This window comes from Actinokineospora iranica, from assembly GCF_900101685.1.
Taxonomy (GTDB): Bacteria; Actinomycetota; Actinomycetes; order Mycobacteriales; family Pseudonocardiaceae; genus Actinokineospora; species Actinokineospora iranica.
Window position 1 is genome coordinate 55,909 of sequence record NZ_FMZZ01000017.1, and the last position, 15,678, is coordinate 71,586.

The window sequence follows — 15,678 nt, forward strand, 5'->3', positions numbered from 1 at the left end:
CCGGATATGGCACGGATTCGCATGTCATCTGGTGTTTACAGGCACTCGCACTGTGGTCTGGTCGATCGCGGAGGTGCGGACCACCACCGCGAGTTCCCACTGGCCCGCCATGGGCATGGCGATTTCGGAGGAGATGTAGTGCGACGGGCCGCCGCTGACCAGCGGCACGGAGATCGGGCCGATGTTCGCCGACGGCAAGCGCAGGTCGGCGCGCACCTCGGGCACATTCTTCGACTGGCCCGCCGGGTCGAGCACGACCAGGTGGAGCTGGTTGGGGCCGACCTTCGCCGGGGTCAGCACGAACGCGACCTGGCCCTTGCCGTTGAGTCCGCCCGCGTCGAACGGGATCGCGAGCGAGACCGGCCCTTCGGCGGCGCCTGCTTGCGGCGGGTTGCGCTCCCGGTCCTGCTCGGCGCGCGCGGGCTCGGTGCCGACCAGGGACACGGTCACGGTGAGCAGCAGCGCGCCGATGGCGACCTCGGCCATGACCAGCTTGCGGAACCGGCCGACCTCGCCGGTCTCCGGGGCGCGCTTGGCCTTGCGCTTGTCGGTGACGGTCACGACCTCGAACCCGTAGTGCCCGCGCACCCACCGCCGGGCGAGCGCGCCGCTGGCGAGCAGCACCGCGACGATGGCGACCTTGCCCAGCAGGTACCAGCCGTAGGTGGTGCCGAACAGCGCGGAGACCGTGCCCACCTGCCGCCAGGTCTGGTAGAGCCCGGTCACCACGACCACCGCGACGCACACTCCGGCGATCGTGGAGAACCGCGGCACGGCGATCTTCATCGCGTTGGCGTCCCCGGAGCGCAGCAGCACGGCGAGCGCGGGCAGGCCGCCGAGCCACACGCTCGCCGCGGTGAGGTGGGCGATGTCGACCGGCACGGACAGCGGCGCGAGCCCGCCCGCCGCGCCGTGCGCCACCAGGCTCCAGGTCGCCGCGAGGGCCACCGCGCCGCCCAGGACCACCGCGCCCCGGCGGGTGCGCGTGCGGCGAGGCAGGTCCCCCTCGGCGTGCTCTTGGCGCCAGAACCGAACGATGAGCACAGCGGCGGCGGCCAGCAGCAGCAGGCGCGCGGCCAGGCTCAGGCCGATCCGGCTGCCCAGGGTCGTCCCGATCAGGCCGGGGTCGGCCAGCGAGCCCAGCGACCGGCCGCTGGCGTAGGGCCCGTAGAGCAGCAGGGCGAGCACGGTCGCCGCCGCGGTCGCCGCCAGGCCGACCACGGCCAGCCCGCGCCCGCCGCGCCGGGCGGCCAGCGCGGGCCAGCACACCGCCGCGACGAACGTGGTGCCGACCAGCAGGGCTAGCCCGGCGGTGGCCAGCCACCTGGAAAGTCCATAGAGGACGGTCACGGTCCCGTCGCCGCCCTGGTCGCCACCGGCCCCGACCGCGGCGGGGGCGGTGGCCTCGCGGACGCTGAAGGTGAACGCGCCCTGCACCGGGTGGGTGTCGGCGGAGACGACCCGCCAGGCGACGGTGTGCGTGCCGTTGGGCAGCGTCTCACCCACCCGGACGGTGATGGTGTCCTGCTTGCCATCGGGGTGTTCCGGCTTCCCGATGCCGGTGACGTCCTTGCCGCTCGGCCCGATCACCCGCACGCTCGCCAGGCCGAGGTCGACCGGCTCGCTGAACCGCAGGGACACCTCCCCGGGCGAGTCGCCGAGCAGTTGCCAGCCGCCGGGGGTGGTGGACAGCAGCACCGCGTGCGCGGCGGCTGGCGCCGGGTTGGCGATCATCGCGAGCAGCGTGATCAAGAGGGCGGTGAACACCATCCGGGCACGCGGCCGGACTGCAACGGGCATCGGGACTCCCTGCGGCACGTGGATCAGACCTGTTCCTTCTGCCTGCCGATGGCCGCGACGGCGGCCTCGACCGGGGCGGGCGGACGCGGCCCGGCCGCCCGCCGCCTGGCCGCGGGCAGCACCGCGACGCAGGCGGCGAGCGCGCCGAAGGCCGTCACCAGGCCGACCACGCCGAGCACCCGGGCGAGCGGGTCGGTCCCGTCCTCGGCGGCAGGGGCGGCGGGCAGGTGGACCGCCAGCACCGGCGCCGGGTACTCCGGCTCCGGCGCGCCCGCCTGCCCGACCTCGATCCAGCGCACGACCTCGCCGTCGGAGTAGGTCTGCAACGCCTTGAAGACCAGGCCGTCCACCCCGTGCGGCAGCGGGCCGAAGGACACCGGGAACTCGACGAACTCGCCCGGCTTGACCTCCCCGCCCTGCCAGGTGATCGACTCGACGCCCTCGGTCAGGGTGCCGCCGTGGCCGTGGCCGTGGATCGGCGCGGCGAGCTTTCGCGTGGCGACCGTCGCCGTCCACCCCGGAACCGGGGCCACCGACACCTTCCCGAAGGGGTGGTCCGCCGGGAAGGCCACCTCCAAGCGGGTGGTCGAGGCGTCCGCGCGCTCGTTGGGCACCCGGAACGCGGCCTTGGTGTAGCCGCCCGGCTCGGGGTTGTCCGCGGTGACCGTGACGTGCGCGACGGCGGCCTGCGCTCCGGCGAGCAGCGCCGCGCCCGCGACGGACGCCACGACCAGACCGCGGAGCATCGCTGACCCAACACGTGGCATGGGATCGGCCCTTTCGTTGTCCGGCGAGTGGGGAGGTGGTCAGCCCTGCGGGTGCTCTTCCTTATGCGCGGCCCCGGCTCCGGACAGACCGGGCAGCGGAAGCTGGGGCAGCGGCAGGGCGGGCAGCGGAAGCTGCGGCAGCCCGGGGACCGACGGCGGGATCCGCGACAGGTCCGGCAGCCCGACCGCGGGCGGGTCGACGTGCAGGATCGAGACCAGGCCGGTCATGCCCTCGTGGGTCTCGGAGTGGGAGAAGATGTGGCAGTGCAGCATCCACTTCCCCGGCACGGTGGGGGTGAAGATGATGTCGAAGGTCTGCCCGACGCCGACCAGCAGCGTGTCCATGCGCTGCGGGAAGGGCGTTCGCAGCCCGTCTTGGGCGACGACTTCGAAGAACCCGCCGTGCAGGTGCATCGGGTGGATCATCTCCGGGCCGGTGCCGATGATCCGGAAGCGCACCCGTTCGCCGACCCGGGCGCGCAGCGGCACGGTGGCGGGGAAGCTCTTGCCGTTGATGACGAAGCCGAGCGCGCCGTCGCCGAGCATGATCCGGTAGTCGCGGTCGGCGTGGATGTCGCCGAGCCTGGGCACGATCTCCAGTGAGCCGTAGACGCCGCGGCTTTCCTGGTCGCCGTGCATGTGCGAGTGGTACCAGTGGCTGCCGGTGCTGATCGCGGTCCACTCGTAGGTGTGGGTCTGGCCCGGGTCGATCAGCAGCTGGGTCAGGCCGGGCACGCCGTCCTGGCTGTTGGGCAGGACCATGCCGTGCCAGTGCATGGACGTGCCCTCGTCAAGCAGGTTCTTGACGATGAAGCGGAGCTTGTCGCCTTCGTTGACGCGGATGGTCGGGCCGGGGATCTGCCCGTTGATCCCGTATCCCTTCTTCACCGAGCCGGGTTTGGTCTCCCACTGCATCGGCGCGACGGTCAGCTCGAAGACCTTGACGCCGTCGACCATGCGCCACTCGGCCAACTTGGTGCCGTCGTGCAGGTCCTCGCCGCCGCCGGACTGGGCGGGCGCGGTGGCGGCGACCGGGACCGGGGACAACGCGGCGGGGCCGTCGGCTGCGGTGCCCAAGGGCGGGTTCATCGCCGAACTGGTGAGCAGCCCGCCGGACACCGCGATCACCGCCGCCGCCAAGACCGCGACCGGCTTGATCGTGGACGTGCGCAACCACTGGGGAGAACTCATGGCTTTCCTTTTCCTTCGACCGGACCGGACGGTCGGGGAACCGCCGTGACGGCGGTTCCCCGACTTGGGTTTGTCCGGTGGTTACGAGCACTTGGTCGCGAAGGCGACCGGGTTGCGCTGCTTGCAGGTCAGCTGGTCGTTGACCTTGTTGCTCGGCACCCGCTGGACCCAGCCCTCGTAGGCCAGCGGAATGGGCAGGACGCCCTGTCCGCCGAAACCAGGCCACTTGGTGATGGTTCCGTCGTTCTTGGTGCCTGCGCCGCCGTCGAGAACGAACTTGCCGACCACGGCCGCGTCCTCAGGGTTGCCGTCGCCGTTGGGGTCGGTGTCGACCACCGACAGGGCGTTGGCGAACTTGCTGGAGACGTAGGCGTAGTAGCCGCCGCCCTTCTTGGCGCCGAAGTTGATGCCGTGGCATCCGGCGTCACAGGGCAGCCACTTGACGATCTCGTCGGTCTTGGGGTCGATCACGGTGATGTTGGACGTCAGCGTGTTCGCGACCAGGAGCGCCGAGTTGTCCGGGGCGACCGGAAGCTGAATCGGCAGGCCACCGAACGGACCGGAGGCGCCTGCCACGGCGTCGTAGCTGCTCCACAGGTCGATGCTCTTGTACTTGGACTTGGTGCCGCCGTCGACACACGCGTCGTCGTAGTTGGAGATACACGACACGGTGGCGCCGAGGAAGTCGGCCATGTACGTCTTGTCGCCGGTCGGGGTCATGCCGGTCGCGATCGGCAGCTCGCCGGTCTTCTCGTGCCGGATGTTCCCGGTCGGGATGTCGACCATGGTGGCGTTGTACAGGTTGACGTTCGGCGTCGCCATGATCTTGGCGTCACCGGTCATCCAGTGCGCGTGCGGGTGCGCGATCTTCTCACCCGGCTGGCTCACCGTCAGCCTGCGGTCGATCTTGGTGCCGCCCGGGGCGACCTCCATGACCGAGCCACCGCCGTTGATGGCGACGTGCAGCTGGTCGGTGTCGGTCCGGCTCATCACGTGCGAGGGGTCCGGGCCGACCTGGATCTGCCGGATGAGCTTGCCGCTCGCCCGGTCGAAGACGTCCATCTTGTCCGAGAACCACTCGTTCGCGTAGATGACCGTCTCGTTCTTGTCGGTCCACATGTTGTGCGTGTTGTTCATGTTGATCTCCGGGGCGGAGACCTTCTGCTCGACGGACCAGTTCTCGGCGTTGACCTTGGTGATCGAGCCGGTCTTGGTCTTCTCGGCGTACTCCTCCATCTGGGTGGCGACCCAGACCTCGCCGACACCGGGCACCGAGGGCTTCTTGCCGAGGGCCGGAAGCTTCTTCGGCAGCTCGAACTTGCTCTTGAAGTACGAGTCGAGCAGCGGGATCAGGACCGGCTTGCCGTTCTCGTCGTACTGCAGGATCGGAGCGGGCGGGAACGAGGGGTTCCACGTCTTCTCCTCGGTGTCGCTGAATGTCTGCCAGTTCTCCGGCACGGTGATGACGAAGAACTTGTTGACCAGCTGCTGGATGATGTCGGCGTTCGACGGCACGCTGAGGTTGCGGCTGTTGACCCGCAGCTTCTTGCCGAAGTCGAGGCCGATCGTCAGCGGGTCGTCGACCACGACAGCGCCGAGCATGTACGGGTGGATCTTGCACGCGAACGCGTACAGGCCCGGCTCGGTGAGCTGCATACTGGTCTGGCCGACGAAGGCGCCCGGCTCGTCCTGCGGGAAGCCCTTGGCGCCCTCCGGCCAGATCAGGCTGGTCGCGGTGTGCGCCGAGTCGGCGTCCGGCTTGGCGATGTTGAAGTTCACCGTGACCGGCAGCTTGACGTCGTTCTCCGCGAACGCCCGCAGGTCTTCGAGCAGGTCTTCCAGCTCGGGGCCGACGGGGAGGCTGTCCAGGGAGATCGGCGCGTTCACCGGAAGCGCCGACATCTGCGACGCGGCTGTGTCCAGCAGCGAGTTCGCCTTGGCGATGCGGGCATCGCCGGTGGGCAGGAGCTGGAAGACCGCCTGCCGGGTGGTGTCGAAGTTGAGCAGCGAGTTCAGGTCGAGGCCGAGGTCGCCCAGGACCGGGAGCTTGCCGCCGCCCAGGTTCGTCAGGTCGGTCAGGCCGCCGAGCTTGGAGACGGTGTCCAGGTTCAGGGTCTTGACCGCGTCCAGGCCCGACAGCAGGCCGCCGCCCAGGAGCGGGACGGTGGTGCCGTCCAGCAGCGGCAGGCTGCCGCCGCCGAGCAGCGGGAGGTCGCCAGCGCCGGGGATGCCGCCGCCGAGGCTCGGGAGCAGGCCCCCGACGTCGGGCAGGGCGGGCAGGCCACCGGTGCCGCCACCGGGCAGACCCGGCAGACCCGGAAGGCCAGCGCCGAGGTCGGGCAGCGCCGGGAGGCCGCCGCCGCCGAGGTTGGGCAGGCCGCCCGCACCCGGAAGCACGCCACCGAGGTCCGGCAGGCCCTTGCCGTTGAGCAGCGGGAGACCAGCGGGAGCGACCGAGGGAACCCCGTTGAGCGCCGAGCCCAGGTTGACCCGGGGCAGGACGGCGACCGCGAGGGACTGGCCGCCGAGCGGGCCCAGGTTCAGGTTCGTGTCGAACCAGCTGCCGTTGGCGTCACTGAGGTCGAACGACACCGGCAGCGGGCCGACGCCCAGGGGAGCGCCGCCCGCGCCCGAGGTCGGCGTCGCCGCCCCGCCACCGGGCGGCGGAACCGTTCCGGTCGTGGAGGTCGGGCTGGAGGTCGGCGTCCCCGACGTGGACGAGGTGGGCGGCGTGGTCGTGGACGTGGGCGTGCTGCCCCCGACCGTGACCCGACCGGCCATGTCCGGGTGGAACTTGCACTGGTAGTCGAACGTCCCGGCGCTGGTGAAGGTGAACGAGTAGGTCGCTCCCGGGTCGAGATTCGGGGAGTCCAGCGGTCCGCCCGTGACACTGTGGATCACCGAGTCGGAGTTCGACCAGTTGACCGTGTCACCGACAGCGACGGTCATCGTCGCCGGGTTGTACTGAAGGTTCTGCAGGGTTACCGAGTGGGTCGCCGCCAGCGCGGGAGACGGGACCATGGCGCCCAACGTGCCGAGCGCCAGAACTGAGGTTGCGGCGGTGAACCGAGACGCCCGGCTGCGGCGGGGACCGCCACGGCCGAGCGGGAACATGCGCGACAAACTGTGACGCGACGAGCGCATGCCTTTCCCTTCTTATCAGGTCCGAGCGACGCGGCCCGCAGGGAGGGGCGCCGCGTCGCTCGAGCAGGGTTGGTGCCGATTCGTGACTTCTGTTCAACCAACACAGGGTTTACGACTCCGGCTCTCCCCTTGCCCCTGAGGCAAAACGGAGGGTCGGTGCCGCGGATACCACAGCGGCCCCCTTCAAATTTCGACCGGGACGCTCGACGACCGATATTCCGGCTCCCCGTTTGCGTCCCAATCGCCTTCTCAGGAATCCCTGGGATACGGCTCCAAGTACCCCAACGAACCATGTCCGACCAGTCTCCGCTTTGTTAACTGGACGTGATATTTCCATCACGCAAGATCCGTTTGCCGCGTGAGCAGGACTGTTTGGCCGCTGATTCCCACCGGGTCGCTCGACCATTCGGCCGACCTTCGAACCAGGCCGGAAACATCGAGAAGTAAGCCGTTTCCGCAGGTCAACACAGATGATCGGCATTATCGGCCACCGATTGGATGCCGGGTATTTGCCTGGACGGTTAGCTATGTGGCAACACCCCCCACCGGAAGGAGGGACACCTGAAAGAGCGCTGAGAAGCCACTGAGAGCAACCTGAGAGCAACCTTAAGCAGGGGAAACAGGGCCCACCCTCTGATCGGCCCGTAAGCGCCCGCAACACATTACGGAGATGTGAAGCGCCCGAGCAGCGACAAAGCCGACACTAGCCAAGCCGAGACAGCGCGTGTCACGATGCGACTTGTCGTTCCCGGCGTCGGGAAATAAACCGCCACGATGGCCTCATCGATGCGTTAGCTGTGGGACGCCATGTCTGTTCTTCCAGGGAGGGCCCGAGTCGTGAGTGAGACCCCATCCACCGTGACCACCGACGTCATCGACGACCCGGCCGGGAAAGTCGCCGACAGCGCGCCGGACACCGACGCCGCCGTCGAGTCACCCGAGTCGGAAACGGATTCCACCCCGCCCGTTTCCCAGGGGCGCAAGTTCGCCGAGCGGACCTGGTGGCTGCCGTGGTTGCTGGGCATCGCGGCGCTCGCCGCGGCGGTCCTGGTGATCACCCAGGCGTTCGGCGGCGACCCGACGCCAGAGGAGCAGATCCAGGAGCGGCGCTCGGTGCTGCCATCGAGCACCCACACCGTCGTCTACGAGGTCAACGGGACCGGCAAGTCCCCCGAGATCCGCTACGTGGTCGACGGCTCCGCGGGCACCGAGACCGTCGAGGGCGTCGACCTGCCGTGGCGCAAGGAGGTCACCATGACCGTCGGACCCGGCATCGGGATCGCGCAGCTGCTCGCGGCCAACGGCGACGGCGAGTCCGTCTCCTGCGCGGTCAGCGTCGACGGCCAGGTCGTCAACCAGGGCGTCTCGCCCGGCCAGTACACCAACGTCGCCTGCTCCGCCGTGATCAGGCCCAACCCCGCCAAGTAAGGAGCGCGTCATGCGCAGCCAGTCGCGTTCGCGCGTTCGACGTCTCGGGGCAGCACTGTGCCTCTCCCTGATGGTCGCGGCGGGAGTCACCTTCAGCGCGGGCGCCGCCTCGGCTGCCGAACCGTTCGTGCTGGAGAGCTGCTCGGCCAGGGTGGTCGGCGAGCCCGGCCAGCAGATCGCCCTGAGCACCAAGTCGGTCGAGCCGCCCATCCTGGCCGCCCTCGCCCCGCTCGACCCGCTCGGGGTGACCCGGGTGCTGTTCAAGCAGGTGTGGTCGACGCTGCCGCCCATCCCGATCGGCTCCATCCCGGCCAGCGGCCAAGTGGTGATCGGCGGCGACGTCATCGCCAACGCGGTCGCCACCCAGCTGCTGGGCCTGCCGGTGCTCGCGCCGGTGATCGAGCCGCTGCTCGCCACGGTCTGGACGACGATCGCGAGCACCTGCACCGTGGTCGGCGAAGCCGTCGGCACGGTCTCCGGCGGCGGCGGCGCCCCACCGCCCGCACCTGGCCAGCCCGCGCCAGGCCAGCCCGCGCCAGGGCAGCCCGCGCCTGGCCAGCCCGCGCCAGGGCAGCCCGCACCCGGCCAGCCCATCCCGGGCAGGCCAGGCAACCCCACCGCGCCGGGTATGACCACGGTGCCCGAGCCGCAGCCGGGCGCGGGGCCGGGCGGCGGCGCCCCGGTGCAGCCGGAGCCGGTCGCGACCGCGCCGCACACGGCGAACCAGGGGTCCAACGTGGCGCTGGAATACCCGGTCGAATGGGCGACCAAGACGCCCGGGATGGGCGTGGCCCCCGAGGGCGTCGCGGTCCTGACCTCGCCCTACGGCGCCGACTCGCCGGTCCCGCAGTTCGGCATCGTCGGCCCGGACGAGAAGACCCGCGCGCAGAACCGGGCCACGACCGGCCACGCCACCCCGCTCGCCGACGACGTGGAGCGCTCGCTGTACGGCCCGATCCTGCTCGCCACACTGCTGGTCACCCTGGTGGCCGCGCAGGGGACCCGGATGTGGCTGCTGCGCCGGACCGCGCCCGCTGGCTCCGGCGGCGGCAGGCTCGGCCTGCGGTGGGGACACCTGCGGGTGCCCATGCCGGTGTTCAAGCGCACCGACGACTGAGCTTCGCTCGGTCTGTCGCGGACGGCCCCGCGGCGATCGCCGCGGGGCCGTCACGCTTTCGCGCCCCGCTCCCGGCGCAGGCGGTCCCGCCACCGCGCGCCGTCCGCGGTCGCGCGGGTCGCGAACACCACCATCGCCGCGGCGATGAGCACGCTCACCCCGTGCAGCACCGTCGCGGGCCAGTCGACCCCCAGCGGCTCGTCCTCCCCGCCGCGCAGCGCGGCCACCACCCCGTACGCGGTCAGGCCAAGGAAGGCGAGCACGCCGAACAGGCCGCCCACCCGGGCGCCGCTGGCGCGGGACGCGGCGAGCAGCAGGAGCAGCGCGCCGAGGATCGTGTGCACGAGGTTGAGCAGGGTCGTGCCGCCGAGCCCGCCGACCGTGCCGTGCACGTGGCCGTCGAACTCGCCCGCCCCGGTTTGCAGCAGCCCGAGAACGCCGACCACGAGGTAGACCACGCCGAGCAGGCCGCACAGGCCCTGGGCTATCGGCGCCCGTGCCGAGGCGCCCGCGCGCTGCGAACCGGACATGACGACTCCTCTCGTCTCCCGACGCCTACCCGGCTGGACACCGGCCAAACCGGGCGGCGTCAATCCCGGGCGCCGGGGTACCCCGTTCGCGAGACCGCAGTCATGAGGCCGCGGTCACGACCGGGAGGGAGCCCATGTCCGAGCCGCGTTCGGAACAGCAGGAGGACATCGACCGGGGGACCGCGCGCGAGCGGGTCGCGCGCGATCCCGGGTTCACCGTGGTCGCGCACCCCAACGTCGAACAGTCCGTCGAACAGTCCACGGCGGACGGGCTCGCTGACGGCCTGGTGGACGACGAGGCCACCGAGATCGGCCGGGACACCGGGGCCGAGCGGCCGAGCGGACCCGAGGACCGCACCGTCCACATCGAAGAGAGCTGAGCTCGCCGGGTTTCAGCGGTCACCCGCCGGGTGATTCCCTGCCCATGGATCACAGCCGAGCCCCCGTCCTCGACGCGCTGCGCGCGTTCCGCGAACTCGACTACGTCCCGTTCACCCCGCCGGGCCACCGCCAGGGGCGCGGCGTCGACCCCCGCGTCCTCGACGTGCTGGGCCGGGCTGTGTTCCAGGCCGACGTGCTGGCCCTCAACGGGCTCGACGACCGCACGATGAGCCAGGGCGTGGTGCAGCAGGCGCAAGAGCTGATGGCCGACGCGGTCGGCGCCGAGCACACGTTCTTCTCCACCTGCGGCAGCTCGCTGTCGGTCAAGAGCGCCATGCTGGCCGTCGCGGGCCCGCAGGAGAAGCTGCTGGTGGCCCGGCACGCGCACAAGTCGGTGGTCTCCGGGCTGATCGCCAGCGGCGTCGCGCCGGTGTGGGTGTCGCCGCGCTGGGACGGCGAGCGGCACCTGTCGCACCCGCCGGGCCCCGACGAGGTGCGCGCCGCGTTCGAGGCCGAGCCCGACGCCAAGGGGATGCTGCTGGTCACCCCGACCGACTACGGCACGTGCGCCGACATCGCCGCCATCGCCGAGGTGTGCCGCGAGTTCGACCGGCCGCTGATCGTGGACGAGGCGTGGGGCGCGCACCTGCCCTTCCACCCCGACCTGCCGCAGTGGGCGATGGACGCCGGGGCCGACCTGTGCGTGACCAGCGTGCACAAGGCAGGCGCTGCGGTCGAGCAGAGTTCGGTGTTCCACCTCCAGGGCGACCGCGTCGACCCGGCGGCGCTCAAGGCAAGGGAGGACTTGCTGGGCACGACCAGCCCGACGTCGCTGGTCTACGCCACCCTCGACGGCTGGCGCAGGCAGATGGTCGAGCACGGCCACGCGCTGCTCGACGCGGCGCTGGCACTGGCGCGGCGCGAGCGCGCGGCGATCGGGCGGCTCCCCGGGCTGCGGGTGATGGAAGAGGAGTTCCTGGCGATCGTCCCGGCGATCGACCCGCTCAAGATCGTCGTCGACGTCTCCGGCCTGGGCATCAGCGGCTACCAGGCGGCCGACTGGCTGCGCGGGCGCCGCCGGGTGATCGTCGGCCTGGCCGACCACCGGCGGATCGTCGCCCAGGTCACCCACGCCGACGACGAGGCGTCCGCGGCCGTCCTGCGCGAGGCCCTGCGCGCGCTGACCGAGGCCGCGGCCGACATGCCGACGCCCGCGCCGGTCCGGCTGCCCTCCCCCGATGAGCTGATGGTGGAGACGGCGATGCTGCCCAGGGACGCGTTCTTCGGCGAGACCGAGCAGGTGGGCGTGTCGGACGCGGTGGGCCGGGTCGCGGCGGAGATGATCACCCCGTACCCGCCGGGCGCGCCAGCGCTGGCGCCCGGGGAGGTCGTCACCGAGCAGGTGCTGGAGTACCTGCGCGGCGGCCTCGCGGCCGGGATGCACATCCCGGACTCGGCGGACCCGGAACTCAAGAGCATCCGCGTCGTCGCGTGACCGCGCGGCGTTCGACGGCAAGGAGGGCGCGGTGGCCGCCGACGCGGTGGTGATCGGCAGTGGACCCAACGGCCTGGTGGCGGCGAACATCCTCGCCGACGCGGGTTGGGAAGTCGTGGTGCTGGAAGCGGAACCGAGCCCCGGCGGGGCGGCGCGGACCGCGGAGATCACCCTGCCCGGCTTCCGGCACGACCTCTACAGCGCGTTCCACCCGCTGGCCGCGGCCTCGCCCGCGCTCGCGGGCCTCGATCTGGGCGCGCACGGCCTGCGCTGGCGGCACGCCCCCGAGGTCCTGGCGCACGTGCTGCCCGACGACCGCGCTGCCCTGCTCTCCCGCGACCTCGACCGCACCGCCGAGTCCGTCGACCGGTTCGCCCCCGGCGACGGCGCCGCCTGGCGCGCCGAGCACGACCGCTACCGCGCCATCCGCGACGACCTGCTCGCCGCCCTGCTGCGCCCGTTCCCCCCGGTGCGGGCGGGTATCGGCCTGCTCCGCACCCTGGGCGTCGGCGACGCCCTCCGCGCGGCCCGAATGGCGACGATGCCGGTCCGCCGCTTCGGCGAAGAGACCTTCGACGGCGAAGGCGCGCGGATCTTGTTGGCGGGCAACGCCATGCACACCGACCTCGGCCCGAACCAGGCGGGCAGCGCGGTCTTCGGCTGGCTCCTGGCCATGCTCGGCCAAGACGTCGGCTTCCCCGTGCCCGAGGGCGGCGCGGGCGCGATCACCGCGGCGCTGGTCTCCCGCCTGCACGCGCGCGGCGGGCGAGTGCTGTGCGGCCGAGCCGTGACGAAGGTCTTGGTCGCCCGTGGACGGGCGGTAGGGGTGTCCACTTCGGACGGTGAGCAGGTGCGGGCGGAACGAGCCGTCCTGGCTGACGTTCCCGCGCCCGCGCTCTATCTAGACCTTGTCAGCGCCGACTTGCTCCCCGCCCGCCTGCTGGAAGACGTGCGCCGCTTCGACTGGGACGACGCGACCATCAAACTGGACTGGGCGCTGTCCGGACCGATTCCCTGGCGAGCGGAGGAAGCGCGGCTCGCCGGGACTGTCCACCTAGGGGTGGACCTGGACGGGCTGGTCCGCGCTGACGCGGACCTTGGCCAGGCGCGGGTCCCTGGGGAGCCGTTTCTGCTTCTGGGGCAGATGACGACCGCGGACCCGAGCCGCTCGCCCGCCGGAACCGAGTCGGCATGGCTCTACAGCCACGTTCCCCGGGGCGGCGACTGGACTGATGAGCGGCTGCGCGGGTGGACAGATCGGGTGGAGGGAATCATCGAGCGGCACGCGCCCGGGTTCCGGGACCTGATCGCCGGGCGGGTGATCTCTGGGCCGCGTGATCTCCAGCGGGGGAATCGCAGCCTCGTGGACGGGGCGGTGAACGCGGGGACCGCCGGAATTCACCAGCAGCTGGTATTTCGGCCAGGGCCTGGGTTGGCGCGCGCGGACACCGTTGTCGAGAGGCTGTTCTTGGCGGGGGCTTCCGCGCATCCGGGCGGCGGGGTGCATGGGGCCCCGGGTGCCAACGCCGCTCGGGCCGCCCTCGCCGCCAGCGGGTGGTACGGGCCGGTGTACCGGGCGGGGATGCGGCGGATTCACCGGGTCCTGCACGGGTAGTTCGTCTTCTGTGGGGCCTCGGTTAGCGCACGAGTTTCTGCCACCTGACCGACATCGGCCTGTCGCCATCCAAACGAAAGAACTCGACCGCCGCATCAAGCACATCGGCGTACGGGATTTCCCCGCGCACGGGGACGGGCATTTCACTACCCTGGTAGTCGTAGCTCAACACGTCGTCGCCCCGAACGTCGACATCTCCCGAACTGAACCAGATTCCGGGGTACAGGCGGCCCGAATACGACAACGCACCCAGATCGCTGTTCACCCCCACCCCGAACTCGGGAGTATGCTCGTCACCGTTGACGTACCACAGGGTCATGATGGGGTAACCGAGCGATTCGGAGTCGACTCGCACGCTCTCCAGGAACGAGACCACATCATCGTGAGTGCGAAGAATCTGCGGCTCACGCCCATAGTACGCCTTCACGCTGATCATTATGTCGCCTTTCCATAATACACTCGCCGAAAGCCATTAGAGCCGTGGATAGTCATAGTGTAGCCGCAGGGAAGGACCTGCGGAACAAGGGCGTCACACCCCCAGTCGCCAGTGCAGGGCAGGTTATTGATCGCCAACGTCACGGCCGGGATGCGATTGAGTCGCATGTGTACAGCAATTTTGACTTCCACATGGGCCGCGGTACTGGGAACCCGTGGTGGTTGTTGCTGTTCAAACCACTCAACCGCCGTGTCGTATTTCTCGTCCCACCCCGAGATTTCCTCGCGAACCTTCCCATTCTGATCGACCCAGCGGCCATGTGTCTTGGGTGCGGGTTTGCCCCTGGGACGTGGTAATGGACGACTCTGATCGTCGACCAGGTCGGGAGGCAGAGCCGACCGCAGCAGTTCAATCTCCGTGAGTGGCTTCTCATCGTAGAGAAGAGTCGAAGTCGTTGCGGTGACCGGCCGAGGCGATGTCGGTCTGTCGTTCAGGTGGTGCTCCGCAGTGCGGGTGATGTGATCACAGACCAGGTCCAAGACAGCATGGAGGTCACGCAGGCGGGCTTCAGCCGCTCCGATGGCATGGTTGATCGCCGACGCGCGGGGGCCGTCGCCAAGTATCCGCGCCGTCTCGTCGTCTATACCCAGCATGATTTCGGAGATCGCCACCAGCACGCCTTGCAGACGCGTCACCTGGTTGGTGAGGACCGCTAGGCGTCCGACGTCGTCGGCAATAGCCACCACGCCAGGGTAGAGGCCGGGACACAGTCGTCCCGAACAATCAGGGTCCGAAATGCGAAGATTAGGCGTTGATCGCCTCGGCCGTTACTCCGACCGTGGTCGTCGAAGGCGGGTCAGCCCCGGGCGGTGCCGGGTTTGGTGAGGAGGCGGTGGGCGGCGGTGAGGACGGAATCCGGCAGTAGGCGGGCGGCGGCTGTTTGCGCGCGGTTGATCAGGGAACCGGCCACCACCTGCCGTTTGCCGTTCATGAGGGCTTCGTAGCCGTCGCGGGCCACGGTGGTGGGGTCGTCTTTGGGGCCGGTGGCTATGCGGGTGTCGAGCATTCCCGCGCGGGCGAAGAAGTGGGTGGCGGTCGGGCCGGGGAGCAGGGCTGTGACAGTGACGCCGGTGTCCTTGAGTTCTTCGCGGAGGGCCTTGGCGAAGGATTGCACGAAAGCCTTCGACGCGTTGTACACCGCCTGATAGGGGCCGGGTGCGGTGGCGGCGATCGAGGACGTGAACAGCACCCGGCCGTGGGCGCGCTCGACCATGCCGGGGAGCAGCAGCTTGGCCAGGTGGACGGTGGAGCGGACGTTCAGGTCCACGACCGCCAGTTGGTCCGCCAGCGTTGTGCCGGTGACGAAAGCGCCGCCGGTTCCGGTGCCCGCGTTGAGGGCCAGCGCGGTCGGTTCGCCGATCTCGGTGAGGCGTTGGGCCAGGGTCTCGACGTTCTCCGGACGGGTGAGGTCGAGGCGGATGGGCTCGACGCGGACGCCGGGGCGGGCGATGTGGGCCGCCGCGTCCGTGATGGCCGCTTCCTCGGCGACCATGACCACGTCGAAGTCGTGGGCGGCGAACTGCTTGGCCAGTTCCAGGCCGATTCCCGTCGAGGCGCCGGTCACCAGGGCCAAAGGCGGCGGAATGCTCCTCATGCGGCGTGGGTACCCCCTATCCGGTAACCCGAACTCACCCACACGGGTTAGCACTCTCGGTCCGGCACTGTGTGGGTGGTTATCGTGGACGCCCCCGCGGTAGCCGAGCGGCCGGACCGA

Annotated in this window: 13 protein-coding genes; 5 read left to right on the plus strand and 8 right to left on the minus strand. The window is 70.5% G+C overall.

All coding sequences use genetic code 11. From position 1 onward, the window contains the following. Window positions 1-24 precede the first annotated feature (24 nt). From BLS56_RS26265 to BLS56_RS26280, 4 genes are all read right to left on the minus strand, one after another. The gene (locus BLS56_RS26265) at window positions 25-1,800 is read right to left on the minus strand and encodes a copper resistance CopC/CopD family protein (RefSeq protein WP_091456167.1); all 1,776 of its coding nucleotides are present in this window, start codon (window positions 1,798-1,800) and stop codon (window positions 25-27) included. 23 nt (window positions 1,801-1,823) lie between these two features. Continuing rightward, window positions 1,824-2,546: a YcnI family protein gene (locus tag BLS56_RS26270; RefSeq protein WP_228771952.1), complete on the minus strand. Its 723-nt coding sequence runs from the start codon at window positions 2,544-2,546 to the stop codon at window positions 1,824-1,826. Window positions 2,547-2,606: 60 nt separating this feature from the next. After that, window positions 2,607-3,758 carry a multicopper oxidase family protein gene (locus BLS56_RS26275; protein ID WP_091456173.1) on the minus strand — a complete coding sequence of 384 codons (1,152 nt, stop codon included), beginning with the start codon at window positions 3,756-3,758 and terminating at the stop codon, window positions 2,607-2,609. An 81-nt stretch (window positions 3,759-3,839) separates the two neighbouring features. Next, a complete protein-coding gene (locus BLS56_RS26280) occupies window positions 3,840-6,779 on the minus strand; it encodes a cupredoxin domain-containing protein (protein WP_175483056.1) in 2,940 nt (979 codons plus the stop codon). 960 nt (window positions 6,780-7,739) lie between these two features. Between BLS56_RS26280 and BLS56_RS26285 the strand changes: the two genes are divergently transcribed. Both BLS56_RS26285 and BLS56_RS26290 read left to right on the plus strand, forming a co-directional pair. After that, complete coding sequence (locus tag BLS56_RS26285; RefSeq protein ID WP_228771953.1) at window positions 7,740-8,330, plus strand: MmpS family transport accessory protein; 591 nt, start codon at window positions 7,740-7,742, stop codon at window positions 8,328-8,330. 10 nt (window positions 8,331-8,340) lie between these two features. Further along, on the plus strand, window positions 8,341-9,447 hold the full coding sequence (locus BLS56_RS26290) for a hypothetical protein (RefSeq protein ID WP_139191007.1): 1,107 nt from the start codon (window positions 8,341-8,343) through the stop codon (window positions 9,445-9,447). A 50-nt stretch (window positions 9,448-9,497) separates the two neighbouring features. Here BLS56_RS26290 and BLS56_RS26295 read toward each other — a convergent pair whose 3' ends face one another. Then, on the minus strand, window positions 9,498-9,977 hold the full coding sequence (locus BLS56_RS26295; protein ID WP_091456181.1) for a DUF4383 domain-containing protein: 480 nt from the start codon (window positions 9,975-9,977) through the stop codon (window positions 9,498-9,500). A gap of 134 nt (window positions 9,978-10,111) precedes the next feature. Here BLS56_RS26295 and BLS56_RS26300 point away from each other — a divergent pair, with 134 nt between their 5' ends. The 3 genes from BLS56_RS26300 to BLS56_RS26310 are packed head-to-tail and all read left to right on the plus strand — an operon-like array spanning window position 10,112 to window position 13,468. Continuing rightward, window positions 10,112-10,357, plus strand: coding sequence for a hypothetical protein (locus BLS56_RS26300; protein ID WP_091456184.1), 246 nt, complete (start codon window positions 10,112-10,114; stop codon window positions 10,355-10,357). Between the two features lie 44 nt (window positions 10,358-10,401). After that, window positions 10,402-11,853 (plus strand): aminotransferase class I/II-fold pyridoxal phosphate-dependent enzyme, encoded by a 1,452-nt coding sequence (locus BLS56_RS26305; RefSeq protein ID WP_091456186.1) that lies wholly within the window; start codon window positions 10,402-10,404, stop codon window positions 11,851-11,853. 31 nt (window positions 11,854-11,884) lie between these two features. Continuing rightward, window positions 11,885-13,468: a phytoene desaturase family protein gene (locus tag BLS56_RS26310; RefSeq protein ID WP_091456189.1), complete on the plus strand. Its 1,584-nt coding sequence runs from the start codon at window positions 11,885-11,887 to the stop codon at window positions 13,466-13,468. 22 nt (window positions 13,469-13,490) lie between these two features. On the opposite strand, the gene BLS56_RS26315 is transcribed toward BLS56_RS26310, so the two are convergent. The 3 genes from BLS56_RS26315 to BLS56_RS26325 form a co-directional block, all read right to left on the minus strand. Further along, the gene (locus BLS56_RS26315; RefSeq protein ID WP_091456191.1) at window positions 13,491-13,904 is read right to left on the minus strand and encodes an Imm1 family immunity protein; all 414 of its coding nucleotides are present in this window, start codon (window positions 13,902-13,904) and stop codon (window positions 13,491-13,493) included. After that, entirely contained in the window at window positions 13,904-14,647 is a 744-nt protein-coding gene (locus BLS56_RS26320) for a DddA-like double-stranded DNA deaminase toxin (RefSeq protein ID WP_139191008.1), read from the minus strand. Before BLS56_RS26320 ends, BLS56_RS26315 begins: the two co-directional genes overlap by 1 nt. A 113-nt stretch (window positions 14,648-14,760) precedes the next feature. Next, window positions 14,761-15,558, minus strand: coding sequence for an SDR family NAD(P)-dependent oxidoreductase (locus BLS56_RS26325; protein ID WP_091456197.1), 798 nt, complete (start codon window positions 15,556-15,558; stop codon window positions 14,761-14,763). Window positions 15,559-15,678: the final 120 nt, after the last annotated feature.